The organism is Pseudomonas sp. XS1P51 (assembly GCF_054897845.1).
Genome location: NZ_CM142707.1, coordinates 1,983,597 through 2,006,407, shown reverse-complemented (window position 1 = coordinate 2,006,407; position 22,811 = coordinate 1,983,597). Strand labels below are relative to the sequence as shown.

Here is a 22,811-nt window from a genome sequence, read left to right as displayed (position 1 = left end):
CAAGTGAGTTGGATGTACCCCGTGAATCTTCGGTCTGATTTGAAACGTGAATCTGCGTAACGCCTGGTTGCTACTCGCTGGCCCTTGTCACACTCCACATCACGATCGTCACAGTGCTGCCTGGGTTGCGCCAACGTCGTGGGGTGCTGCCGTCGTAGCAGAAGCTGTCGCCGCTGTTGAGCATCAATAATTGCTCTTGAATGCAGAGCTCAAGTTGGCCCTGGATCACATAACCGACTTGTTCCCCCGCATGGGTGAAAAACAAGGCATCGCCGGTGGAACCGCCGGGCTCTATCACGGCGCGGTACATTTCGACGTTACCTTTGGCTGCGGGCGGGGTGAGGTTCTCTTTGTGAATGCCCTTTTCAGTCAGATCAATGCGCCTGTGGGTACCAGCACGCACGACAGCTCCGCCAGCGTCGCTGTCGTTGTGCTGCACATTGCGGATCAGGGTTTCGAGCGGGAGGTCCAACTCGTTCGCCAATGCGCTCAACGTACGCAACGAAATAGAGCGTAAGCCTCGCTCGATCTGGCTCAGCAGGCTGACTGAAATACCCGATGCGAGTGCTACCTGACGCAAGGGCTTGTCCAACGCCTTACGGCGTTGCCGCAATTGTTCTCCCAACCACAAATCGATGATTGAACTGATCCGGTGCGCAGGCGCAGCGGAGTCGTCGGCGGGAAAACTGATGGGTGACTGTGGTCGAGATGGCAGCATGATTGTGTGTAACTTTTACAGTTGTGTAATTTTTACAATGCAAGTCACGGGCCAGTACTGTGTCGATGGCCTCCGCCGTGTAAGCCGAATGCTTGAGTACGGGCCTGTTTCACACAAACTGAAAAGTCGGGGGCTTGAGTGCACCTGATCGGTTACGGTGCTTCGCACACGATCAGGGCAGCCATGCTTTGTTATAGGGCGCGTCATGGGCCCAGCCATACACATGGCTGAACCTCATGCGGCATAAAGTCCGGGTGTCCTTACTGTTGCAAGCTGGCGGGCTTGGTCAGGCTGTAGGCATCGAGCGCCGTGACCCATTCTTCGTTGGTGGGCTCGACCACCACCTTAACTCGGCTGGCCGGGGTCGAGATCACGGCGGCATTGGCCTGGTTGGCGGTTTCGTCCAGTTCGATGCCCAGATACTGCAGGCCCGCGCACATCCGGGAACGAATCGCCACGTTGTGTTCGCCAATACCTGCCGTGAATACCAGCATGTCCAGGCCACCCATGGCCGCGACAAGGGCACCGGCTTCGTGGATGAAACGGCGCAGGTACAACGCAAGGGCCATGGCCGCGCGAGGCTCGGCGGCTTCGACTTCAAGCAATACACGCGGGTCGCTGGAAATGCCGGAAACCCCTAGCAGACCGGACTCGTGATACAGAATGTGGCTGACCCGCTCCAGGCTCAGCTTCCAGATTTTCATCAGGAAAATCACCGCGCCAGGGTCCATCGCCCCGGTGCGGGTGCCCATCATCATGCCATCCAGTGCCGAGAAACCCATGGTGGTGGCGACGCTTTTCAAATCCCGCATGCCGCACAGGCTGGCGCCGCTGCCCAGGTGCGCGACCAGCGTCCGGCCACGCGCCTGATCGCCATAACATTCGGCCAGTGCAATGGATTGGTAGCAATAGGAAAGCCCGTGAAACCCGTAACGGCGCAGGCCGTTTTCCCAGGCCGACCAAGGCAGCGGTAGCATCTTCTCCACGTCCGGCAGGGTCTGGTGGAATGCGGTATCGAAACACACCACTTGTGGCAGGTCGGGGCGGGTTAGCAGCAGGGTTTCGATGGCTTCCAGGGCGAAGGGCTGATGCAGAGGGGCGAGCGGGATATAGCTTTTAAGGTCGGCCAGCACCTGCGCGTCGATCAATATCGGTTTTGAATATTTCATCCCGCCATGCACGACGCGATGGGCGATGGCCCTGATCGAGCGGCCGCCCAACTGAGTTAGCACCCGCTCACGAATATGCCCAAGGGCATCGTGATAGGGCTGCTTTTCATCAAGGCTCAGCGGCTGATCGCCGCCGCCGTTTTCGCCGAACACCGGCTTGGGCCCGGTGATGCCGTCGACCTTGCCGCGCCACAGTGGTGTGCGAGCCATTGGGCTGCAGCTCGCGTCGAACAGGGCGAACTTGATGCTCGATGAACCCGCATTGAGGACCACAATCACTTCACCGTTATCCATGTCGTTCATGGCGGAGTTACCCGATAGTGATGGGCGACCAGCGCAGCGATTGCACAGGACGCGATGCGCGATTCCCGGGAGTCGGCGCGACTGGTCAGCACAATCGGCACTTTGGCGCCAAGCACAATACCGGCGCTGGCGGCACTGCCCAGGTATTCCAGTTGCTTGACGAGCATATTGCCGCTTTCCAGATCAGGCACGACGAGAATGTCGGCTTTTCCAGACACCGGTGAATTAATCCCCTTGATACGCGCTGCGGCCAGGGAGATGGCATTGTCAAACGCCAACGGCCCGTCGAGGACCGCGCCAGTGATCTGGCCGCGATCGGCCATCTTGCACAGTGCAGCGGCATCGAGTGTGGCTGGCATGTTGGCGTTCACCGTTTCCACGGCAGCCAGGATCGCCACATGGGGATTGCTCACGCCGAGGATATGCGCCAGATCGATGGCGTTGCGCACGATGTCCACTTTGTCGACCAGGGCCGGCACGATGTTGATCGCGGCATCGGTGATGATGAAAGGGCGTGGATAAAAAGGCGTCTGCATCACGAAGCAGTGGGTGATCCGCCGCTTGGTGCGCAGTTGTGCCGCCGACGGCACCACGGCGGACATCAATTCGTCGGTGTGCAGGCTGCCTTTCATCAAGGCTTCGACCTGACCATCGCGGGCCATTTGCGCGCCACGCAGGGCGGCGGCGTGGCTGTGAGGCACGTCTTCGATGGTGAAACCGCCAAGGTCGTGGTTGCCCTTGGCCGCCAACGCTTGGAGTTTGGCTCTTGGGCCGATCAGGATCGGATCGATCAACCCTGCATCGCGGGCATCGAGGGTGGCCTCGAAACTCACTTCATCGCAAGGATGCACTACCGCAACGCGGATCGGTTCCAGCTTCTCGCAGGCCTGGAACAACCGATTCAGGCCATCGGCACTGTGGCGCAATTCGATGCCCGGCAGGCTGACCCGAGCCACATCGATATGCTCGCTGGCAGCCTGTACCAGGGATTCGCCTTCCAGCACCACCACGCCTTCCTGATTGGTGCCGGTGCAGGCCAGCGTGAGCAGATGCCGTGCTTCGTCGCGAGCGATGACAGTCACCGAAACCGTCAGTGCGTCACCGATCCGTACCGGGGCGAGGAACTTGAGGGTTTGCCCCAGGGACACCGAACCGGGTCCCGGCAGCCGCGTACCGATCAACGCCGAAATCAACGCGCCAACCCACATGCCATGGGCGAATACGGTGTTGAAATGGGTGGTGGCGGCAAACTCCGGATCGACGTACAGCGGGTTCACATCGCCGGAGACCAGGGCGAACAGCTGAATGTCCTGCGCCGTCAGGGTACGTTCCAGCGAGGCCGACTCGCCGATGACGATCTCCTCGAAGGAGCGGTTATGTATTCGTTCCAGATCGTTGGCTTTGATGGGCATGGAGCTGGTCATGGGTTTGATCCTGAATACGGGGGGTTGGCAGGTATCTACAGTCAATTCACAATCACCGAATCAACCGGCGTATGTGACCAGAACCGGCTGCCATCGCGGGCGGCGAGGTCTTCGTAGTGGCGATACTTCTCGTCGCCCCAGCGCTGCGCGGCATCGAGCAACTCGACAGCGGTCTTGGCGTCGGTATCGGCCAGGGAACTGTAGCGGGTTTCGTTGTACGCGTAGTCCTTGAGGGTGATGGTCGGCCGTGGCGAATCGAGCTGGAACGGGTTGGCGCCGATCTTGCGCATTTGTGGGTTAGTACCCATGGCTATCTGTTGATCGGGCCAAAATGTTGATCAATTCGCCTTCTTTCCCGCCAACAATCTTTCGAGCGCCGGCATATTACGACTGACAAAGCCCTTCGATTCGCGGGTGATGAACAGCGCGGCAATCTGATGGGCGAGGGCGTATTGGTAGCCTCGCTCCGGGCCCATCACGATGAGCCGGGTGGACAGGCCATCGGCGTTGCGGGCCGAGGGGTCGACTACGGTGACCGAGGTGAGGTTGTGCGAGTAGTGGTTGCCGTTGGCTTCGAAGTAGTTGCGATAATCGCCCGAGGTGGACATGCCGTAGCCATCCAGGTCCAGACTGATCTGCGCGACCTGTTCGTCGTTGCGCGGCGCCTCGATGGCGATACGCCAAGGATTGCCGTCGGGTATGTGGCCCACGGCCTTGAGTTCACCGGTGATTTCCGTGAGGTAGCTGTGCACGCCCATCTGTTCCAGCAGCGCCGAGACCTGGTCCACGGTGAACCCAGCGGCGATGCTGTCGAAGTCCAGTTTGATGTCGGTGTCCTTGCACAGCTGCTGATGGTCGATGCGCAGGTGTCGATGGCCGACGTGCTGCTGTACTTCGGCGATTTCGGCGGCGCTCGGCACGCGTTCACCATGTGCATCGGGTCCGAAGCCCCAGAGGTTCAGAGCGGCTTGACGGTCAGGTCGTAGGCGCCCTGGCTGCCTTCGGAAAGCTCGCTGGCGTAGCTGACCAGGCCGAGCATGTGGTCGGGAAGGATCATGCAGCTTTGCGCCGGCAGTTGATTGAAACGCGACACCAGCGAGTCCTTGCGATAGGTCGACATATGTTCATCGACCTCGCGCAACACCGCCTCGACGTTGTTCTGGACTTCGGTGGGTGACGGGCCGGACGATGTGCACACGTACTTGATGGTGTAGGTGCTACCCATGGTCGGTCCGCCGAAGGTTTCGATGCGCTCGCCACAGCCGGCCAGCAGCGTAGCCAGCAATGCCCAGCCCAGTCTGGCGGCAATCATCTGGCGGGGTTTACTGACTGATGGTTGCTGCATCTTCACTGCTCTGCGGGATGTTAATGGTCGCCAGCAATTGCGCGAGGCTGCCATCGGCTTGCATGGCCAGGACGATATCGGCGCCGCCCACCAGTTCACCGTTGACGAACAACTGCGGATAGGTCGGCCAGGCGGAGATGCTCGGCAGCTTTTCGCGAATCTGCGGCGCGCCCAGCACATTGACGTAAGCGAAGGCCTGGCCCATCTGGTTCAGGGCGTTGACCACCGCGCGGGAAAACCCGCATTCCGGGGTCGCCGCAGTGCCTTTCATGAACAGGATGACGGGGTTCTCGCGGATCTGGATGCGAATCCGTGCTTCGGTGTCCGGCGCTTTCATGATCATCTCCCGGTTACTGGGCCGCACTGACGTCATGGGAAGCGTTGCGATCGGCAAAAATTCCGATCTGGTGCTGCTCGACAAGAACCCGATTGAAGATTCCGGCAACTTGCGGCGCATTGCAGGCGTGGTGCGTGCAGGGTTCTATTATTCGCCCAAGGACCTGGATTCTTTGAGAACAAAGGTTGCCAATGGCCAGGGCTATATACGCTAGCCAGTGGGAACGAGTTCGCTGATGCAGGTCTGGTCGCGTCTACGACGTGAAGATCAGGATGTCGGAGCCAGGTCTTCAAACGGATTGTCACACGTGGAGATTTGCGTCGTCGATGACGGAGGTCATCCGTTGGGTCTGTTGCGTCTGGATCATACGGCGCCGATTGCGGGTTAGATTGCGACAGAAAAGGCGCGTAGAGCGGCGCTTGGTCGTCGCGATGGCAAGGCTTATGAAGACATGATCAATGGCGGGCGTCAGGCACTTTCTAAGTGCCCCCAACTTGCACGGCATGCTCGAAGGGGGGGGCCATCTGTCACGAAGGCCACTGCATTGGTGCAATCGGTGCATCCGGCGTCAAGGCTGAACAGGATGCCGACTTGGCCCGGTTGGCGGTTGACGCCATGTTGCGTCCAGCCGTCGATAACACTGGACTTCACACATGAGGCGCTGATCTGCAACCTTGACCTGGCTCAAGCGCATCGTCAGCCATTGGTGGCTGAATACGAACACAGTATTCAGTCAGCCTTTCGGCACCCTTTGAGGGAAGCAATTGATGAGCGACCCAGACTTCCAGGCAAAACCATCGGCCTCGGTTCATTTCCCGTTAGGGCTGATCGCGGCATGTCTTGCGTTGGTGGTCGTCTTGATCCTGCCGTTACCTGCTGATTTACCCGTTGCCGGGCACCGGATGCTGGCCATTCTCGTATTCGCGGTGATAGTCTGGGTCACCGAAGCGGTGTCTTACGAAGCCAGCGCAATCATGATTACGTCGCTGATGGCCATTCTGATCGGTACCGCACCGACGCTTCAGAACCCTTCACTGACGTATGGTTCGTCGGCCGGAATCACGATGGCGCTCGGCGGTTTTTCCAATCCTGCCCTGGCGCTGGTGGTCGGTGCGCTGTTTATCGCCGCCGCGATGACACACACCGGGCTGGATCGGCGTATAGCCCTGGTGACGCTGGCGAAAGTAGGCGGCAGCACTCGGCGGATATTGCTGGGCGCTATGGTTGTCATCGTGTTGCTGAGCCTGGTAGTGCCTAGCGCCACGGCGCGAAGTGCTTGCGTGGTGCCGATCATGATGGGCGTGATCGCGGCATTCGGCGTCGCCAAACGCTCCAATATCGCCGCAGGCATCATGATCATCGTGGCGCAGGGAACGAGCATTTGGAACGTCGGCATTCAAACGGCGGCCGCCCAGAACTTGCTGACGGTAGGCTTCATGGACAAGATGCTCGGCCAGCGCGTGTCATGGATCGACTGGTTTATTGCTGGCGCGCCATGGGCAATCATCATGTCGATTGTGCTGATTGTCATTGTGCTGAAAATGTTGCCCCCCGAAACCGACAACGTGCCCGGCGGCAAGGCCGCCATCGTCGCCAGCCTGGCCGAGCTGGGGCCAATGACGGGAGCGCAGAAGCGCTTGGCGGCCGTCTCTGGCCTGCTGCTTTTGGGGTGGGCGACTGAAGGTAGGTTGCATGCTTTCGATACGACCTCGACGACGTATGCCGGGCTGGTTCTGTTGTTACTGCCCCGTTTCGGTGTGATGACCTGGAAAGACGTTCAAGCACGCATTCCGTGGGGCACCGTGATTGTCTTCGGGGTCGGCATCAGCCTGGGCACCGCGCTGTTGACCACCCAGGCCGGGCAGTGGCTGGGCGCCCAGGTCGTCGGGCATACGGGGCTAGACAAGATCGGCACGCTGGGAGTGTTTGCCGTCCTCAGTGCTTTCCTTATCCTGATCCACTTGGGCTTTGCCAGCGCTACCGCTCTGACTTCGGCGTTGCTTCCGATCCTGATGGCCGTTCTGCAAACCCTGCCTGGGGACTTCAGTCGGCTGGGCATGACCATGCTCCTTGGATTCGTCGTCAGCTTCGGCTTCATACTGCCCATCAATGCGCCGCAGAATATGGTGTGCCTGGGCACGGATACCTTCAATCCAAAACAATTCGCGCGGGTTGGCGTGGTGATTACGCTTATCGGTTATGGATTGCTGTTGGTGTTCGCCAGTACTTACTGGGCGTGGCTGGGGTGGATGTGAGTTGCTTCAGCCGCAGGTCTTGAGGCGTGCCTGGACGGCTAGCGGTAAGAAAAAGCCCCCACTTCATTGACTCGAGTTCTTTGATGGTAATTTGGCCATGAAATGGATTCCCCTACTTTCCCCCCACAAAAACGTTGGCTCTTGATGGACGTTACTGGACTCTCGTAGAGCAGAACACCGCTGGGGCTCAAGTAAGTACTAGCTTGGAAAAATCCAGAGTGAAATTTTCGAGACTTTCAAGAAGTCTGAAAAAGAAGATGGGGGGGCTAGGGGTGAGTGTTCGAATCACTCCGTCCAGACCATATAAATCAAGGGGTTGCGAGATTTTATCTCGCGACCCCTTTTTATTTTATAGCGTTTTTACCCCCCACAAAACAACTGGCTTTTGTGAGTTCACGCCGTTTTTGGCGCTTTTTCGCGCTGCCTTTGGCACCAATCCTGTCTGATATTTCTCTTCCTTTCTCAGTTTTTTCGCATGTCAGATAGCCTTGCCAAGCGCCCTGTTTCCGGGGATTAGGGCGCTTTTCCTCATCTGCTCCGCGGCGCGAAACCCTGGAAGCTCAGTTCCGATTCTTCGTTCTTTAAGGTCACCATCCCAAATCAGCGAAACCGGCTGTACGTCACGCGGGCCGTGCCTTTGAAGACAAACGGAAGCAGCGAAAGCACCTTTAGGCCGGACTTCCGATTGTGCGCTAAGGAAACGGAACAGAGCGCGGGGAGGGCGCATATATTCGAATTGATTGCTGACGGGCTGTGGGCCTCCGACCCTTTGATCGCAAGGCCAGGGGCCGATTTGGAATCAAACCATCGCGTCCGAGAGTCTGACTCATACCTCCAAATTCGACGTTTTTGGGCCCAAACCGCAGTGCCAAACAGACCGCAAATGCACCCGACTTCTTGCTGTTTTGGTGACAAACCATTTTGCAGGTAGTTGGCACCGATTGAGTGCCGCTGAACCCACGAAAGATCCGTCGGCTGCGGCTTCTAGCGGTCAGCTCGGAATCTCTTGCAAGGTCCTGGTCGGTGCCAAATTCGCTGCTAACTCACAGGCGACCAGAAGGAACAGAGGCGGCGTGCACCAGAATGACCAGCCTCGCAGATGGACAGCAAGGGATGCATTGGAAATTGGGGCTTACGGTTGTTGAAGGATGATTGACGCATGATAACCAGTTGCCTGCCAGGACGCTCAACCCACGGTGCCGTACGGCTTTTGATGGGGAAATATTAAGCTCACCCCCACAGGATTTGCGACAGTAACTACATCCTGCGGCCGCCACGTTTTAGAAGTGGGCCGAGCTTGCTTATGAAGACGGCCGCCCAGGCGCTACATTAATCACGAATATTCACCGCCAGCGAGAATCCCGTCTTAGACAAGTCTTTGACCAGACTCGGGCTGATCCATTGGCTTTATCTCACCATGTGAGAGCATGGCCTGGTTCGTCGCGCCAAGGCTTGCCGCTGTCTTGCCCGAGGCGTAAACCTTGGGGAAATGACACCTGCAGGAACGTCTATGTACTCGCTTATCTCGCAAGTCGATAGTGATGCTCCACTGCCTAAAAGCGCCGATGTGGTGATTATCGGCGGCGGCTACACCGGGTTGACTACGGCCCTGGAATTGGCGCGCATGGGGTCAAGGTGGTGTTGCTGGAAGCCGAAGAGATAGGTTTCGGCGGTTCGGGACGCAACGCCGGCCATTGCACGCCGACGTTTCACCATCACTCGGTTCCCGAGATCCGCCAATTGTTGGGTGCTGAGCGGGGCGAACGATTGATCGCCCGGCAGACCGGCGCCAACGCGGTGGTTGCTGATTACATCGCGCGTTACAACATCGAGTGCGAATGGCAGCAAAACATACGTCCAGCGCCATGGCTCATCCGAGACCTATCGGTGCAAACTGCCACGGGGGCGAATCAGACTTCCGCTGCCAGTGGGGGACCTCTCGCGTCCGGTGATAGACCTCAACCAAATGATATTGCGTTTTAGTCTGTAGCATCGACAATCAAAAAACTGGACCTGCAACAACCATCAGGAGCTAAGTGACATGGACCCCAAGGGGGATTGTCCCTGTCAGTCTAATGGCTGATAGGGACGCCTTCTTCCAAAGTTTACCGAGCGAGAGGGCGCAGTTGTCATGCGCCATTCGTCGATCAGTGCATTGTCCTCTCTCGGCTACCGTTTTTCGCTCAGGAGGCGAATCCTACAGGGGTTCCTTTCGGCCCGCTTTGTGCTTCGGAAGTGCCATGCAAGGAAATCTTCGAGGTTTCCGGCAACGCCAGGCCACCGACCAGGGCCAGCAGCGAGACTGCGATCAGGTAAAAGGCCGGTGACAGGTTGCTTCCGGTCTGGGCGATCAGCCAGGTCGCCATCAACGGGGCCGTGCCGCCAAAGATCGTATAAGCCATGTTGTAGGTGATCGCTGATGCGGTGTAACGCGTGCGTGTGGGGAAGGTTTCCGATAGCAAGGCAGCGGTGACAACGCCACAAAGCACCGCACCGATCGCCAGCAGCATCACGCCAATGATCGAGGCGGCGAACGACCCGGAGCTGGCCATCAGAAATGCCGGATAAACCACCACCATCAGTAGCACGCAAGCCGTGATCACCGTTACGCGGCGCCCCACCTTGTCCGAGAAGGCTCCCGCCAGCGGACAGATCGCAGCAGCAAATATCAATGCGATCACCGATATCAGCAGCGCGCTGGCCCGGCTCAGACCTCCAGCGACCTGAAGATAAGTAGCGAAGTAGGTGGTGAACATATAGAACGATAAGGCGGTCAAGGACACGAATGCCCCCAGGCAGCAGATCGCTGCACCGTGGACGCTCAGGGTTTCTCTCAACGGAGAGTGGGCCACCGCATGCTCCTGGGTCACGGCCTGGAATGCCGGCGTTTCATCCAGTCGCCAGCGCAGATACAAACCAACGATGCCCAGCGGTGCGGCCACCAGAAACGGCAGACGCCAGCCCCAACTGCTCATCGCTTGCACCGATAGCGACGATTCCAATGCATAGGCCACCACGGCTGCACAGGCGAAAGCGGAAAAGGTCGACACTGGCACGAAACTGCCATACCAGGCGCGCTGGGTACGCGGCGCATGCTCCATCAGATAGGCGCAAGCCCCGGCGTATTCTCCGCCAGCCGAAAAACCCTGGGCGCAGCGAATGACTGTCAATAGTACTGGTGCCATGACGCCAATGGCGGCATAGGTCGGCAGCAGTCCGATCAAGGTTGTCGCACCGGCCATGAGCAGAATGGTCGTTGCCAGGACCTTTTTGCGCCCGATCCGGTCCCCGAGCATGCCGAACACGATGCCGCCCAAAGGCCGGAACGCGAAAGCAACCGCAAACACAGCGAAGGTTTTCAACAACGCCGCGTTGGCATCGCCGCTGGGGAAAAATTGCTGGGCGATGGTGGTCGCGAGGAAACCGTACATCGCAAAATCGAACCACTCCACGAAGTTGCCGATGGCGGCTGCGCAGATGACTTTTTTCAGGGTGGTGGGGTCGACGTGCTCTATTGCCGTGGTTGTCATGCTGACCTCAATGTGCTCGTTATCGATAATGGGTATTGCACTGAAACGGGATCGTTGAACGTCACCCGTGCATTCAAGGCCGCTCCAATTGCTGCTTCGAGATGTCGCATGATTCATGCCACGGGCGTCCGGCTCGAGCTGGCACAGAAAAAAGCGCGTCATTGATGACGAGCGCTGCAAGGGAGGGCACCCAAATGAGGCAGTGCTCGTTTGTAGGAAAGGTTCGCGGTGCAGTTAGCAGTGCAGAAGATCTGCAAGGAAGAGCGTTTCAACTGGGGGACAGATCACCGAGCTGTTTCGCTATCGGCAGGTCTGGGCCATTGATCGCGGAAACAAGACCAAGTATGACTAAAGTATCCCGCAGGTATACCATGATGGGATTTCCAACCCTGAGATATTTTCATGCCCAGCTCTTTACCCGATACTCAGCTCTCTTCACTCGTGTCACGAATCCGCACGTCTGCAACTGCCGCGATCGCGGAGGCTGCTCGGCGCATGGCCAGCGAGGGGCAAAAGGTCATCAGCCTGAGCACGGGCGAACTGGATTTCGATACGCCGGGGCACATTCAGCAGGCCGCCATCGACGCCATGCGTCAGGGTCATACCCGCTACACCAGTGTGGCGGGGACGGCGGCCCTCAAACAGGCGATCATCGGCAAATTCCAGCGCGATAATGGGTTGACTTATGGCCTTGATCAGGTGATCGCATCCTCCGGTGCCAAGCAGATTATTTTCAACGCGCTGCTGGCAACGCTGGAGCCGACCGATGAGGTGATTTTCGCCGCGCCGTACTGGGTGTCGTACCCGGAAATGGTGTTATTGACCGGTGCGCAGCCGGTGGTGGTCACCCCGGAGCATGGCGATAGTTTCAAACTGACCCCTCAATCGCTGGCTGCGGCGCTGACGCCGAGCACGCGATGGCTGTTGCTCAACTCGCCAGGCAATCCGTCCGGCGCGCTCTACAGTGCCGAAGAGTTGCAAGCCCTTGGCGATGTGCTGGTCGATCATCCGCGTGTTCTGGTCATGTCCGATGACATCTATGAACCGATTGTTTTCGAAGGCCGGTTCGCGTCTTTCGCCCAGGCCGTACCAGAACTCTACGAGCGCACGCTGACCATCAACGGCGTTTCGAAAAGCCACGCGATGACCGGCTGGCGTCTGGGTTATGCCGGTGGGCCGGCCTGGTTGATCAAGGGCATCGAGTTGCTTCAGTCGCAAAGTACCACCAACCCCTCATCGATCAGCCAGGCGGGTGCAGTCGCTGCGTTGAACGGGCCGCAGGATTTCATCGCGCAGTGGTGCGATCGCCTGCGTGCCCGGCGCGACAACGCTTTGGCGATCCTTTCCAAAGCCCGGCCGTTGCTGAACGTCGAGTGCCCGCCTGCGGCATTTTATCTGTACGTGGAATGCGGTGCTTTGATGTGCAAAACCACTCCGTCCGGTGACCTCATTACGACCGATGTCGACCTTTGCCGGTACTTGCTGGAGGACGCCGGGGTGGCCGTGGTGCCCGGAACCGCTTTTGGCCTGGCTCCGTATTTCCGGGTGTCGTACAGCGTGAGTGATGAAGAGCTGGAGACAGCCTGCCAGCTCATTGTCGATGCCTGTCGGGCGCTGGTGTAAATGGCCCGCCAGTCGTTCAACGAGTTACCTGATCCCGACTGGGCGCAGGCCGATGCGCTGTTCCTGGCACTGCACGCGTTGAGTTTCGATGGCGTCGGCATCACCCGGGACAGCTATGGGGACGGTGAACAGGGGGCTCATCATCTGCTGCGCTCATTAGCCGAGCGGGCCGGGTTGCAGGTGTCGGTCGACGCCGCACTGAATCTGTACATGACGCTGCCCGGTCGCTCTCGCCACGCTACGGTGGTGATGACCGGTTCACACTTGGACTCTGTCCCGCGCGGCGGCAACTATGACGGTGCGGCGGGGGTGGTGGCGGGATTGGCGGTGCTGACGGGCTGGCGCAAGGCGGGTTATCAGCCTGAGCACGACGTCACGGTCATGGCCATCCGCGCCGAGGAAAGCGCCTGGTTTCCGGTCTCGTATGTCGGCAGCAAGGCCGCCTTCGGGCTGTTGCCTGCCGAGGCGTTGCAGGCGAGGCGGGCCGACACCGGGCTGACCTTGAGCGAGCACTTGTCTCGATGCGGCGGTGACGTGAAGGGACTGGTTGCCGAAACCGCCGCCCTGAACCCGTCTGCCATCGACAGTTTCATCGAAGTGCACATCGAGCAAGGTCCCGTGCTGATCGAAGCCGGTGTTGCGCTCGGTATCGTCAGTGGTATCTGTGGCAGCCTGCGCTATCGCAAGGCCCGGGCGACCGGTTCTTATGCCCATTCCGGCGCGACGCCGCGCAGTCATCGGCGGGATGCGGTGGTTGCGGTCAGCCAGTTGGTGGTAACGCTGCATGGGCTGTGGCAGGCCATGGAACGAGAAGGGCATCAATTGACGGTCACGGTGGGTCAGTTCGCTACCGATCCCGATCAGGCCGATTTCAGCAAAGTCGCCGGCCAGGTCGACTTCTGCATCGACCTGCGCTCGCGGCAGCCGTCGACATTGGCATTGATGGATGAGCGATTGCAGCAGGCGTTGTCGGATATCGCACGTGAACACGGCGTCACATTCAAGCTGGGTGAGCGCAGTCAGAGTGCGCCGGGCGTGATGTCCGCGGACTTGATCGGTCAATTGAACAAGGCTGCGCTGGAGCTGGGACTGGACACGATGTCTCTACCCAGTGGGGCGGGGCACGATGCGGCATTGTTTGCCGGTCAGGGCATCGACACTGCCATGCTGTTCATCCGCAATGCCAACGGCAGCCATAACCCGGATGAAGCGATGAGCATCGAGGACTTTCGCGGCGCGACGCAGTTGCTGGGAAGGGTGCTCGCCGAGCGAGCGGGGTGAAAGGGTCAGCACTGTTCGCGGTGCTGACGTTTATCGCGGTGACAACGCGGATCAGAGCTGGCTGAAGCGATCGATGATGCCTTGACGGACACTGTCGATGTGCGCCGCTGCCGCTTTTTGTGCGGCCTGCGGGTCGCCGGAGCGCAGCGCTTCGATGATCGCCAGGTGCTCCTGATAGCCGACCTTCAACGCCTGCACGATTGCCAAGTGCTCCTGATGAGCACTTTCAAAGCGCTCGGGCGCGACACTCAGGTTGAACATGCGGGTTTTCAGCCGCAGCGTCTCGATGTACTGCGTCAGCAGCAGGTTGCCGCTGTAGTGCGAAACCATCCTGTGAAGCTGGCTGTCGACGATCCAGTCTTCTTCGGCGTTTGGTACTTCTGCTTCGAGCAAACGGCGCACGCTTGCCTCCAGCTCGTCCAGCTCGGCGATGGGTACACGGCCAGCGGCTAGGCGTGCTGCCTCGGCCTCCAGCGTGCGACGCACGTGCAGCGTCTCGATCAGCTCACGAATGGAAAACTGTCTGACCACCAGCGTACGTCCGGCGGTACGACTGACCAGGCCTTCGTTCTCCAGGCGGGTCAGGGCATCGCGCACCGGGGTGCGGGAGATGTTCAGCAATTCAGCGAGCTTGCGTTCCTGCAAGACGGTATTGGCCGGCAATTCACGACTGATGAGCATCTGGAGCATCGCGTCGTAGGCTTTAGCGCTGAGGTTCTGCTCCCGCTCGCCGAGGAAGTCGGCCGTGGATTTGATCGGTTCCATAAGTCACTTCACACAAGGGGTATCGGACAAAAATTGATTGGCAACCGGTAAACGAGAGCGGCTGCCAACGACCGCCGGAATTTTACGCTGTGTCGCTCCCTGCGCGATAGCGCGCAGGGCAACTTGACCGTCGATTACTGCGCCAGCGAGCGAACCGGATCCTTGGGGGACGGGTCGTAGCCGATCAGATCGGTGGTCAATGCCGCGTAAGTACCGTCGGCTTTCATGTCCGCCAGTGCCTTGTTCACTGCCGCCACCAGGTTGGGCTTGCCTTTTTTGAAGGCGAAGCCTTTCTGGATGTGGCTGACATAATCGTTGGTCATGGCGATCGGCAGGCCGACGTGCTTGATCAGGTAGGCACCCGTGATGGAGTCGGTGATCACCGCATCGACGTTGTGGTTGGCCAGATCCTGGATGGTGTCGGATTCGGATTTGTAGTTCTTGACCACGGCACCGTGTTCTTTGGCCAGCACTGCGTAGGTGGAGGACACCTGAGTACCGACGCGCTTGCCTTTGAGGTCGGCCGCCGATTTGATCGGCGAGTCGGTCGGCGTGAGGATCCGTGCGCCGGATTCGAGCCAGCCGTCAGAGAAAATGATCTGCTTCTGGCGCGCCGGAGTGATGTCCATGGCGCTGGTGCTCAGGTCGAACTGATTGGCCTCAAGCGCCACCAGCAGCGAGTCCCACTGCACCAGCACCGGTGTGTACTCCAGGTTCAGGCGCTTGGCGATTTCTTTCATCACGCGGACTTCCAGGCCGTCGAGCTGGCCGTTGGGGCTGCGCATGCTGAACGGTGGGAAGGTGCCCAGGGTGGCAACTTTCAACTGGCCGGGCTTCAGGAGCTCCAGTTCGTTGGCTGCTGCGTGAGCGCCGAAGGTCAGTACCGAAAGGACAGTGAATAGCTTGAAAAAACGTTTTAGGTTCATGAGGTGTTTACTCGTTGGTGAATTCAAGGGAAGGCCCGACAGCCATCAGCTCAGGCGAGTCTGACGGCGCTCCATCCATGACGAAAATTGCGTCAGGAGCGTCGTCAACACCAGGTAGATCACCGCCGTGGCGATGAAGAACTGGAATGGCCGGAAGGTGGTGGAAATGATGGTTTGCGCGTACAGGGTTAAGTCGACCACGGTGATGGTGGACAGCAGCGAAGTGTTTTTCAGCGCGGCGATGGCCTCGTTGGTCAACGGCGGCAGGATGATCCGGAACACCTGGGGCAGGACGATTCGCACCATGGTTTCCGGGTGGCTCATGCCCAGCGCCTGCGAAGATTCGAACTGCCCCTGGGGAATGGCCAGCAGACCGGAGCGAATGATTTCCGCCACGTAGGCGCCACTGTTCAGCCCCAGCGCGATGACACCCGCCATGAACGGCGAAGGGTTGATGCCCACCTGTGGCAGGCCGAAGTAAATGATGAACACCTGAATCAGTGCCGGCGTCCCACGGATGAACCAGACATAGAAACTGGCGATGGCCCGCAGTACGACGAAGTTGGAGCGTTTGCCCAGTACCGCTACGAGACCGAACACCCAGCTCAGGACGATGGTCGCGACGGTGATGAGCAGCACCACCCAGGACGCTTCGAGGAAACCGGGTCCGTAAAGGACGATGTCGCTGTACAACTGACTCATACCGGTTTCTCCACGGCAGCAGGGGTAATGTCTTCATGCAGGATGCGTCTGAGGAACTGGCGCAGACGTTCGTTCTTCGGGTTGCGCAGCACTTCCTGAGGCAGGCCATCTTCGGCAATGCGTCCTTGATCGAAGTACAAGACTCGGGTGGCAACGTCGCGAGCGAAGGCAATTTCGTGGGTCACCAACAGCATGGTCATGCCTTCGGCCGCCAGCGAGGCGATCAGCGCGAGCACTTCGCCGACCAGTTCTGGGTCCAGCGCGGAGGTGGCTTCGTCGAACAGCATCACTTTGGGCTTCATCGCCAAGGCACGAACAATAGCCACGCGCTGCTGTTGGCCACCGGACAATTTGCCGGGGTATTGATGGCATTTGTCGAACAGGCCGACCTTGGTCAGCAGCGCTTCACCTTCCTTGATCGCCTGGGCCTTGCGCATCTTCAGCACGCGCATCGGTGCTTCGATAACGTTTTGCAGCACCGTCTTGTGCGGCCAGAGATTGTAGCTTTGGAACACCATGCCGATCTGGGAGCGCAACGAGCGCAACTGATCGGTTGTCGGTTGCGCGCGGGCGCCGTCGCGGAAATCGAAGGAGAACTGCTCGAACTCCATGAAGCCGTGCTGGGGCATTTCCATGACGTTGAGGCAGCGCAGGAAGGTGCTCTTGCCGGACCCGCTGGCGCCGATTATCGAGATCACTTCTCCGGGATAGATATCGAGTGCGACATCCTTGAGCACATGCAGGTCGCCGTAGCTCTTGTTCAACTCCTTGATGCGCAGCATTGGCTTGACTGATTCGGTCATGGTGTCATTCCTGAGGTGCGCGAGGGTGGACGCACCAGGCAATGTCGCTGGGTTGGCGCCCCGTTCCATTGATCGGCGTGATGTCTTGCGGACAGGCCGACAGCACCACCACCAGATCCATTTCGGCCAGCAAGGTGACACTGTCGTCGGCTTTCGAGCGCGGCGGCACGCGCTGCACGCTACCGTCTTCGTCGACCGGGACATTCATGAACAGGTTCAGCGATGCGGGGGTGTAGCTGCAGTCGAGGCCGAGCTCGGCAAGTGCTTCGTGGAAGTTGTCGGTGCAACTGCGGTGGTACTCGGTGCAGCCCAGCTCGCGGTAGATGGCTGCGTTGCAGGGGCACAGCAGCGTGTCATGGCGGCCGGGGGAGCTGTCCTCGATCAGCTTGAGCATTGGCCGACGCAGGTTGCTGACCAGTGTCATGCCTTTTTCGAAAAACATATTGCTGTTGATCGAGCGGGTGTGCTCCAGCGCGCCGCATTCGCTGGCGTCGGTCAGGTTGACAGCCCAGGTGTCGACGACCTGGTTGCCCCGCAGGTTGATGATGCTGATGGCTTCACCCTTGCACAGCTTGATAGCGGTTCCCCGGGAGGCCTTCAAGACCTGATGTGGCGAAGCGGTGGGCGATGAGTGGGGCATGGCGTCCTCTCTATTGAACGGATCGCAGAAGGCTTCCAGTTCTTGTAGATTTTCGGTATACCATTGGAATTCAATGTGAATGCCATAGTGATATTCCAACTGAAAACCGGTGAGAGAAACATGAATCAATGCTTGATGCCGCAACCCATCCACGCCTCGGGCCTCGCGATTTTACGAGCTGCGGGCTTGAATCCGTTGGTGGGGGAGGAGGCCTGTCATTTGGCTGACCCGGACAAAGTGGTGGCCGGGATCTTTCGCAGCAGTCAGTTTGGCCGCCCTGAAATGGAGCGCTTCAAAAAGCTGCGTGTCATTGGGGTGCACGGTGTTGGCGTCGATAACATCGACCTGACGGCGGCCCGGGAGCTGAACATCACGGTCTTCAATACACCCGGCCGCAATGCCCGTTCCGTGGCCGAGCATGCCGTGACCTTGATGTTCGCCTTGAGCAAGCAGTTGCTGCAAAGCGATCAGGCTGCACGCGCAGGAGATATGGCGTTCCGTTTCCGTGCACAACTGCGCGAGCTGCACGGACAGACTCTGGGTTTGGTGGGATTCGGGGCAATCGGTAAGGCGACCGGCGCGTTGGCGATCGCATTGGGCATACAGGTGCAGGTGTTTGCCCGTAGCGCCACGACGGAGCAACTGGCCGCGCTGGGCATGGGACGCGCAGACAGCCTGAAAGCACTGTTGAATGCCAGTGACATTGTTTCACTGCATTTGCCGTCGTTGCCGCAGACCTATCACCTCATTGGTCGCGAGCAACTGCGCTGGATGAAGCCCGAAGCCTTGCTGATCAATACCGGGCGTGCGCCGTTGATCGATGAAGTGGCGTTGATCGAGGCGCTGCAATCGGGTGTCATTGCCGGGGCGGGGCTGGACGTCTACGCCTACGACAGCATGCCCACCGACTATCCGTTGTTGCATGTGCCCAATGTCGTGTTGACCCCGCACACCGGCGCGTCGACTGAACAGTCGTTGATCCGCATGGCCGCGGCGGTGACCCAGGGTGTGGTGGATGTGCTGGCAGGCAAAGTACCTGAGGACCGCGTGGTGTAGTCCGTCAAAAAGCGCTGTTGATCCACATCCACAGGGGCAGAGTGACAGCCGACAGTAAAGTCGACAGGCAAATGGCCGAGCTGGTTTTCTGGCTGTCCTCCAGTGATCGGGCAAACCCCAGCACATTGACGCCGCAAGGGTTGGCGGCCATCAGCACCAGCACCGCTCGCGGCATGCCGCCGATGCCCAACAGCAGGCAGGTCAGCAACACCAGCAATGGCATGGCGACCAATTTGGCGACGGTGATGCCGACGGCGTACACGCTGGGGCGCAGGCGGTAACCGGAGAGGTTCGCGCCAAGGACGATGAGCGCGCAGGGCAGTGCGGCCTGGGCCAGCCAGGTCGCCAGTTGTGTGCCCCAGCCCGGCAGCGTCAGGTTCGACAGGTTGACCGCGACGCCCAGCAGTAGGCCGACAATCATCGGGTTGGCCAGGCTTGCCACCAGGGTATTGGGGTTGAATGGCTCGCTGCCGGCGATGCTGTTGTAGAGGCTCTGAAAGCTGAACAGCAACAGGCTGTGAACCGCCAGCACGGTGAACAGCAGCACCAGTCCGGCGTTACCGAACAGGCCTGCCACCATCGGGATGCCAATCAAGGCGTTGTTGGAAAAGGCGGCGGTCAGCCCGAACGGAGTGGGGTGGCCAATGCTGCGGTGCGAAATCAGATTGACCACGATGAAGATGATCAGCGCCGGCACGAAGTACGCGGCCAGGACTTTCATGTCCAAGCCGTCGTGCAGCGGCGCGTTGACCATTCCGGTAAACAGCACCATGGGCATGAACAGCTTGAACGCCAGGTTGCCCAACGCCTTGGTGGTATCCGTCTTCAGGGCGCCACGGCGTGCCAGAACATAGCCCAGAATGATCAACAGAAAGATGGGCAGGATCGTTTGCGGAACGGCCACGGTTGAAGCCTCCTGAAAAAAGTGCGCGCATTATTACCGCGTAACTTTTGCTCTGTCAGCGCATTTTTCAGATTGTTTGGTTGGTTGGCATACTAATTGCTAATGACCTATAACGTATTGTTAAGCGTTGGCAGCTGTGCGGGCGCAGTAAACTTCAGAGAGGGGAGTTGAATGCAGTCGCTCAACCTGCGGCAGATCGAAGTGTTTCGGGCGGTGATGATCACCGGCTCGATCAACGGCGCGGCGCAACTGCTGTTGGTGTCCCAGCCCGCGGTCAGTCGCATGCTCTCGCACACCGAGGCGCGGATCGGTTTCCAGTTGTTCGAGCGAGTCAAGGGCCGCTTGTATCCCTCGCCTGAGGCGCGGCGCCTGTTCAGTGATGTCGAGTCGGTGTATCGCGATATCCAGCGGGTCAACACCACGTTGCATGATCTGGTGCAGCAGCGCCACGGTGTGCTGCGTATCGCCAGCAGTCCCAGCCTGGGGCATCAGTTGGTGCCGGACGCCATCGCTGCCTTTCGGCGGTGCAATGAAGACATTCGGGTCAGCCTTGAATGCTTGCGCCACGTCCTGCTGCGTGACCGGCTGCTCGATCAGCAAGCCGACCTGGGGGTTTCCCTGTTCCCCATCGATCATCCCAACCTGCGTGCCGTGCCGCTGAGCGACATCCGCGTGCTGGTGGTGTGCCCGGCGGATCACGCCTTGACTCGCGTCCCGGTAGACGAGCTGCCGCAAGCCCTCGCCGATACCCCCTTCGTGGGTTACCCGGCCGATACCCCGTTTTTCAGTTTCATGAAGCCAGCCTTCGGGCGTGTCGGACTGTCTTATCGGCCGAGCATCGATGTCGACTCGCCTCACCACGCCTGCGCGTTGGTCAAGAACGGCTCCGGTTTTTCGGTGGTCGACGAGATCTCTTATCGGGCGTCGGGCACTGAGCGCATGGCGGTGTTGCCGATTCTCACCGAGGAACGCCTGACCATCAGCCTGGTGCACCTGCGTCGCGAGCCTTTGGCGCAGTTCGCCCAGGCGTTCGTCGAGCAGTTGCGCAACACCCTTGCAGGCAGCGGCTTCGAGCTGTTCAGCATGGATTAACAAAAGGTTAATAAAGGGCGACATATTGGAATGCGACAGCCGCTCTCGACCCTCCCACAATGGCCCCACGCACTGCGGAAGGGTTTGCCGACACCGAGTCGGTCTTGTGGGAGGAATGCGGCATGCGCGAAATCGTCATCGGCGGCGCCCAGTTGGGCGCCATCCAGAAAAGCGACACAAGGGAAAGCGTGGTCCAGCGCATGCTGGCGCTGCTGGAGCAGGCGCGACAGCCGGGTTGCGAGCTGGTTGTGTTCCCGGAGCTGGCCCTGACCACGTTCTTTGCGCGCTGGTACATGGAAGATCAGCAAGAAGTCGACACCTGGTTCGAGCGTGAAATGCCGAGTGACGTGACGCGCCCGCTGTTCGATTTCTCCCGTGAGCATGGCATCGCGATGTCTTTCGGTTACGCCGAGCTGACCCCCGAGGGGCGGCATTTCAATACCTCGATCCTCACGGATCGCCAAGGCAACATCGTCGGCAAATACCGCAAGGTCCACCTGCCGGGGCACGTCGAGTTCGACACTGAACGCGATTTTCAGCACCTGGAAAAACGCTATTTCGAACCGGGCGATCTGGGTTTTCCAACCTGGGAAAGCCAAGGCGCGGTGATCGGCATGTGCATCTGCAACGACCGTCGCTGGCCTGAGACCTATCGCGTGATGGGGCTGCAAGGGGTCGAGCTGGTCATGCTGGGGTACAACACCCCGTCGGTCAATTCGCAGAACCGCAGTGAAGGTGAAGAGCACCGGCTGTTCCATTCCGAGCTGTGCATGCAGGCTGGTGCCTACCAGAACTCGACCTGGGTGGTCGGCGTGGCAAAGGCCGGGGTCGAGGACGGTTTTCCGTTGATGGGCGGCAGTGTGATCATCGACCCCAACGGTTTCGTGGTCGCCAAGGCCAAGGGGCAGGGCGATGAACTGATTACTCATCGCTGCGACATGGACCTGTGCAATTTCGGCAAGACCACCATCTTTGATTTCGCCCGTCATCGGCGCATCGAACACTACGGCATCATCACCCGCCAGACCGGCGCTCAGCGCCCCTGACCTGGAGACAACGACTCATGCGCACCGTGTACCTGAACGGGCAGTTCGTTCCTGAAAACGAGGCGAAGATTTCGATCTTCGACCGAGGCTTCATGTTCGCCGATGGCATCTATGAGGTGACTGCGGTACTGCAAGGCAAGCTGGTGGATTTCGATCTGCACCTGGCACGCCTGCGTCGTTCGCTGGGCGAGATGGCGTTGCAATTACTACTCGACGGCGAGGAGCTGCTGGCGATCCATCGCACGCTGATCGAGCGTAACGAGTTACAGGAGGGCCTGGTGTACATGCAAGTCAGTCGGGGCGTCGAAGACCGCAACTTTCTGTATCCGCCCGCTGGCAGCCCGTTGACCGTGGTGCTTTATACCCAGGCCAAGGTGGTGCTCGACAGCCCGCTGGCGAAACGCGGCATGAACATTATTGGTCTGCCGGATTTGCGCTGGGGCCGCAGCGACATCAAGACCACGCAACTGCTGTACGCCTGCATGGCCAAGGAACAGGCCCGAGCACAGGGCGCCGATGATGCTTGGTTGATCAAGGATGGCTGGGTGACGGAAGGCACCTCCAACAATGCCTTCATCATCACTCGCGATGGCGCGGTGGTGACGCGTGAATTGTCTCGGGCATTGTTGCCCGGCATCACCCGTGGCGCGTTGATCGCGCTGGTCAAGGAACATGACCTGTGTTTCGAGGAGCGCGCCTACACCCTGGAAGAAGCCAAAGGCGCCGCCGAAGCGTTCATTACCTCTTCCACCTCCTTCGTGTATCCGGTGGTGACCCTCGACGGCCAGTCGATCGGCGATGGTCGGCCCGGCCCGCTGACCCAGCGTTTACGCCAGCTGTACATCGACCATGCACTTGCGGTGATTGTCTAGTTGCCACAGGTCACGGCCTC

At 59.4% G+C, this 22,811-nt stretch carries 20 protein-coding genes and 3 pseudogenes; 10 read left to right on the top strand and 13 right to left on the bottom strand.

The features are described from left to right. Positions 1 to 70 precede the first annotated feature (70 nt). The 6 genes and pseudogenes from ACYZUD_RS09215 to grxD form a co-directional block, all read right to left on the bottom strand. The gene (locus ACYZUD_RS09215) at positions 71 to 592 is read right to left on the bottom strand and encodes a helix-turn-helix domain-containing protein (protein WP_462023694.1); all 522 of its coding nucleotides are present in this window, start codon (positions 590 to 592) and stop codon (positions 71 to 73) included. Between the two features lie 386 nt (positions 593 to 978). Next, the gene (locus tag ACYZUD_RS09210; RefSeq protein WP_462023693.1) at positions 979 to 2,190 is read right to left on the bottom strand and encodes an acetate/propionate family kinase; all 1,212 of its coding nucleotides are present in this window, start codon (positions 2,188 to 2,190) and stop codon (positions 979 to 981) included. Next, entirely contained in the window at positions 2,187 to 3,614 is a 1,428-nt protein-coding gene (locus tag ACYZUD_RS09205; RefSeq protein ID WP_462023692.1) for a bifunctional enoyl-CoA hydratase/phosphate acetyltransferase, read from the bottom strand. The genes ACYZUD_RS09210 and ACYZUD_RS09205 overlap by 4 nt, the downstream gene beginning before the upstream one ends. A 41-nt stretch (positions 3,615 to 3,655) precedes the next feature. Then, positions 3,656 to 3,922: a hypothetical protein gene (locus tag ACYZUD_RS09200; RefSeq protein ID WP_462023691.1), complete on the bottom strand. Its 267-nt coding sequence runs from the start codon at positions 3,920 to 3,922 to the stop codon at positions 3,656 to 3,658. 30 nt (positions 3,923 to 3,952) lie between these two features. Continuing rightward, a pseudogene (locus tag ACYZUD_RS09195) lies at positions 3,953 to 4,839 on the bottom strand (FAD:protein FMN transferase). Between the two features lie 97 nt (positions 4,840 to 4,936). Continuing rightward, positions 4,937 to 5,296: a Grx4 family monothiol glutaredoxin gene (gene grxD / locus ACYZUD_RS09190; RefSeq protein ID WP_462023690.1), complete on the bottom strand. Its 360-nt coding sequence runs from the start codon at positions 5,294 to 5,296 to the stop codon at positions 4,937 to 4,939. Between grxD and ACYZUD_RS09185 the strand changes: the two genes are divergently transcribed. The 4 genes and pseudogenes from ACYZUD_RS09185 to ACYZUD_RS09170 all read left to right on the top strand — a co-directional run bounded on the left by ACYZUD_RS09185 (position 5,295) and on the right by ACYZUD_RS09170 (position 9,534). Next, positions 5,295 to 5,510: a hypothetical protein gene (locus ACYZUD_RS09185; RefSeq protein WP_462023689.1), complete on the top strand. Its 216-nt coding sequence runs from the start codon at positions 5,295 to 5,297 to the stop codon at positions 5,508 to 5,510. The genes grxD and ACYZUD_RS09185 overlap by 2 nt on opposite strands. A gap of 93 nt (positions 5,511 to 5,603) precedes the next feature. Next, positions 5,604 to 5,953, top strand: a pseudogene (locus ACYZUD_RS09180) (heme-binding protein); the annotation flags it as partial. A 110-nt stretch (positions 5,954 to 6,063) separates the two neighbouring features. After that, the gene (locus ACYZUD_RS09175) at positions 6,064 to 7,551 is read left to right on the top strand and encodes a DASS family sodium-coupled anion symporter (protein WP_462023688.1); all 1,488 of its coding nucleotides are present in this window, start codon (positions 6,064 to 6,066) and stop codon (positions 7,549 to 7,551) included. 1,489 nt (positions 7,552 to 9,040) lie between these two features. Beyond that, positions 9,041 to 9,534 (top strand): annotated as a pseudogene (locus ACYZUD_RS09170) (NAD(P)/FAD-dependent oxidoreductase). A gap of 200 nt (positions 9,535 to 9,734) precedes the next feature. On the opposite strand, the gene ACYZUD_RS09165 reads toward ACYZUD_RS09170, so the two are convergent. Beyond that, positions 9,735 to 11,081, bottom strand: coding sequence for an MFS transporter (locus ACYZUD_RS09165; RefSeq protein WP_462023687.1), 1,347 nt, complete (start codon positions 11,079 to 11,081; stop codon positions 9,735 to 9,737). A 495-nt stretch (positions 11,082 to 11,576) separates the two neighbouring features. Between ACYZUD_RS09165 and ACYZUD_RS09160 the strand changes: the two genes are divergently transcribed. Then, a complete protein-coding gene (locus ACYZUD_RS09160) occupies positions 11,577 to 12,704 on the top strand; it encodes a pyridoxal phosphate-dependent aminotransferase (RefSeq protein ID WP_462023686.1) in 1,128 nt (375 codons plus the stop codon). After that, positions 12,705 to 13,985, top strand: a complete 1,281-nt coding sequence (locus ACYZUD_RS09155) for a Zn-dependent hydrolase (protein ID WP_462023685.1) — start codon at positions 12,705 to 12,707, stop codon at positions 13,983 to 13,985. 51 nt (positions 13,986 to 14,036) lie between these two features. Here the strand turns inward: ACYZUD_RS09155 and ACYZUD_RS09150 are convergent, their stop codons facing one another. From ACYZUD_RS09150 to ACYZUD_RS09130, 5 genes are all read right to left on the bottom strand, one after another. Next, on the bottom strand, positions 14,037 to 14,750 hold the full coding sequence (locus tag ACYZUD_RS09150; protein ID WP_462023684.1) for a GntR family transcriptional regulator: 714 nt from the start codon (positions 14,748 to 14,750) through the stop codon (positions 14,037 to 14,039). A gap of 134 nt (positions 14,751 to 14,884) precedes the next feature. After that, positions 14,885 to 15,676: a transporter substrate-binding domain-containing protein gene (locus tag ACYZUD_RS09145; protein WP_462023683.1), complete on the bottom strand. Its 792-nt coding sequence runs from the start codon at positions 15,674 to 15,676 to the stop codon at positions 14,885 to 14,887. 45 nt (positions 15,677 to 15,721) lie between these two features. Next, positions 15,722 to 16,378, bottom strand: coding sequence for an amino acid ABC transporter permease (locus tag ACYZUD_RS09140; RefSeq protein WP_462023682.1), 657 nt, complete (start codon positions 16,376 to 16,378; stop codon positions 15,722 to 15,724). Continuing rightward, positions 16,375 to 17,181, bottom strand: coding sequence for an amino acid ABC transporter ATP-binding protein (locus ACYZUD_RS09135; protein WP_462023681.1), 807 nt, complete (start codon positions 17,179 to 17,181; stop codon positions 16,375 to 16,377). Before ACYZUD_RS09135 ends, ACYZUD_RS09140 begins: the two co-directional genes overlap by 4 nt. Positions 17,182 to 17,185: 4 nt before the next feature. Beyond that, positions 17,186 to 17,821: a DUF1989 domain-containing protein gene (locus ACYZUD_RS09130; RefSeq protein WP_462023680.1), complete on the bottom strand. Its 636-nt coding sequence runs from the start codon at positions 17,819 to 17,821 to the stop codon at positions 17,186 to 17,188. Between the two features lie 120 nt (positions 17,822 to 17,941). Between ACYZUD_RS09130 and ACYZUD_RS09125 the strand changes: the two genes are divergently transcribed. Next, the gene (locus ACYZUD_RS09125; protein WP_462023679.1) at positions 17,942 to 18,877 is read left to right on the top strand and encodes a hydroxyacid dehydrogenase; all 936 of its coding nucleotides are present in this window, start codon (positions 17,942 to 17,944) and stop codon (positions 18,875 to 18,877) included. 4 nt (positions 18,878 to 18,881) lie between these two features. On the opposite strand, the gene ACYZUD_RS09120 is transcribed toward ACYZUD_RS09125, so the two are convergent. Further along, positions 18,882 to 19,781, bottom strand: coding sequence for an AEC family transporter (locus ACYZUD_RS09120; protein WP_462023678.1), 900 nt, complete (start codon positions 19,779 to 19,781; stop codon positions 18,882 to 18,884). A 171-nt stretch (positions 19,782 to 19,952) separates the two neighbouring features. Here ACYZUD_RS09120 and ACYZUD_RS09115 point away from each other — a divergent pair, with 171 nt between their 5' ends. The 3 genes from ACYZUD_RS09115 to ACYZUD_RS09105 are packed head-to-tail and all read left to right on the top strand — an operon-like array spanning position 19,953 to position 22,791. Further along, positions 19,953 to 20,873: a LysR family transcriptional regulator gene (locus tag ACYZUD_RS09115; RefSeq protein ID WP_462023677.1), complete on the top strand. Its 921-nt coding sequence runs from the start codon at positions 19,953 to 19,955 to the stop codon at positions 20,871 to 20,873. Between the two features lie 59 nt (positions 20,874 to 20,932). After that, a complete protein-coding gene (locus ACYZUD_RS09110; protein WP_462023676.1) occupies positions 20,933 to 21,919 on the top strand; it encodes an N-carbamoyl-D-amino-acid hydrolase in 987 nt (328 codons plus the stop codon). A gap of 17 nt (positions 21,920 to 21,936) precedes the next feature. Further along, positions 21,937 to 22,791 (top strand): D-amino-acid transaminase, encoded by an 855-nt coding sequence (locus ACYZUD_RS09105; protein ID WP_462023675.1) that lies wholly within the window; start codon positions 21,937 to 21,939, stop codon positions 22,789 to 22,791. Positions 22,792 to 22,811: the final 20 nt, after the last annotated feature.

Bases quoted from the DNA above. Each gene is read 5' to 3' on its own strand.
- ACYZUD_RS09110 (WP_462023676.1), top strand. From the start codon at position 20,933: ATGGCCCCACGCACTGCGGAAGGGTTTGCCGACACCGAGTCGGTCTTG.
- ACYZUD_RS09135 (WP_462023681.1), bottom strand. From the start codon at position 17,181: ATGACCGAATCAGTCAAGCCAATGCTGCGCATCAAGGAGTTGAACAAG.
- ACYZUD_RS09205 (WP_462023692.1), bottom strand. From the start codon at position 3,614: ATGACCAGCTCCATGCCCATCAAAGCCAACGATCTGGAACGAATACAT.
- ACYZUD_RS09160 (WP_462023686.1), top strand. From the start codon at position 11,577: ATGGCCAGCGAGGGGCAAAAGGTCATCAGCCTGAGCACGGGCGAACTG.
- ACYZUD_RS09150 (WP_462023684.1), bottom strand. From the start codon at position 14,750: ATGGAACCGATCAAATCCACGGCCGACTTCCTCGGCGAGCGGGAGCAG.
- ACYZUD_RS09125 (WP_462023679.1), top strand. From the start codon at position 17,942: ATGAATCAATGCTTGATGCCGCAACCCATCCACGCCTCGGGCCTCGCG.
- ACYZUD_RS09155 (WP_462023685.1), top strand. From the start codon at position 12,705: ATGGCCCGCCAGTCGTTCAACGAGTTACCTGATCCCGACTGGGCGCAG.
- ACYZUD_RS09115 (WP_462023677.1), top strand. From the start codon at position 19,953: ATGCAGTCGCTCAACCTGCGGCAGATCGAAGTGTTTCGGGCGGTGATG.
- ACYZUD_RS09185 (WP_462023689.1), top strand. From the start codon at position 5,295: ATGATCATCTCCCGGTTACTGGGCCGCACTGACGTCATGGGAAGCGTT.
- ACYZUD_RS09130 (WP_462023680.1), bottom strand. From the start codon at position 17,821: ATGCCCCACTCATCGCCCACCGCTTCGCCACATCAGGTCTTGAAGGCC.
- ACYZUD_RS09210 (WP_462023693.1), bottom strand. From the start codon at position 2,190: ATGAACGACATGGATAACGGTGAAGTGATTGTGGTCCTCAATGCGGGT.
- grxD (WP_462023690.1), bottom strand. From the start codon at position 5,296: ATGAAAGCGCCGGACACCGAAGCACGGATTCGCATCCAGATCCGCGAG.
- ACYZUD_RS09140 (WP_462023682.1), bottom strand. From the start codon at position 16,378: ATGAGTCAGTTGTACAGCGACATCGTCCTTTACGGACCCGGTTTCCTC.
- ACYZUD_RS09105 (WP_462023675.1), top strand. From the start codon at position 21,937: ATGCGCACCGTGTACCTGAACGGGCAGTTCGTTCCTGAAAACGAGGCG.
- ACYZUD_RS09175 (WP_462023688.1), top strand. From the start codon at position 6,064: ATGAGCGACCCAGACTTCCAGGCAAAACCATCGGCCTCGGTTCATTTC.
- ACYZUD_RS09165 (WP_462023687.1), bottom strand. From the start codon at position 11,081: ATGACAACCACGGCAATAGAGCACGTCGACCCCACCACCCTGAAAAAA.
- ACYZUD_RS09200 (WP_462023691.1), bottom strand. From the start codon at position 3,922: ATGGGTACTAACCCACAAATGCGCAAGATCGGCGCCAACCCGTTCCAG.
- ACYZUD_RS09145 (WP_462023683.1), bottom strand. From the start codon at position 15,676: ATGAACCTAAAACGTTTTTTCAAGCTATTCACTGTCCTTTCGGTACTG.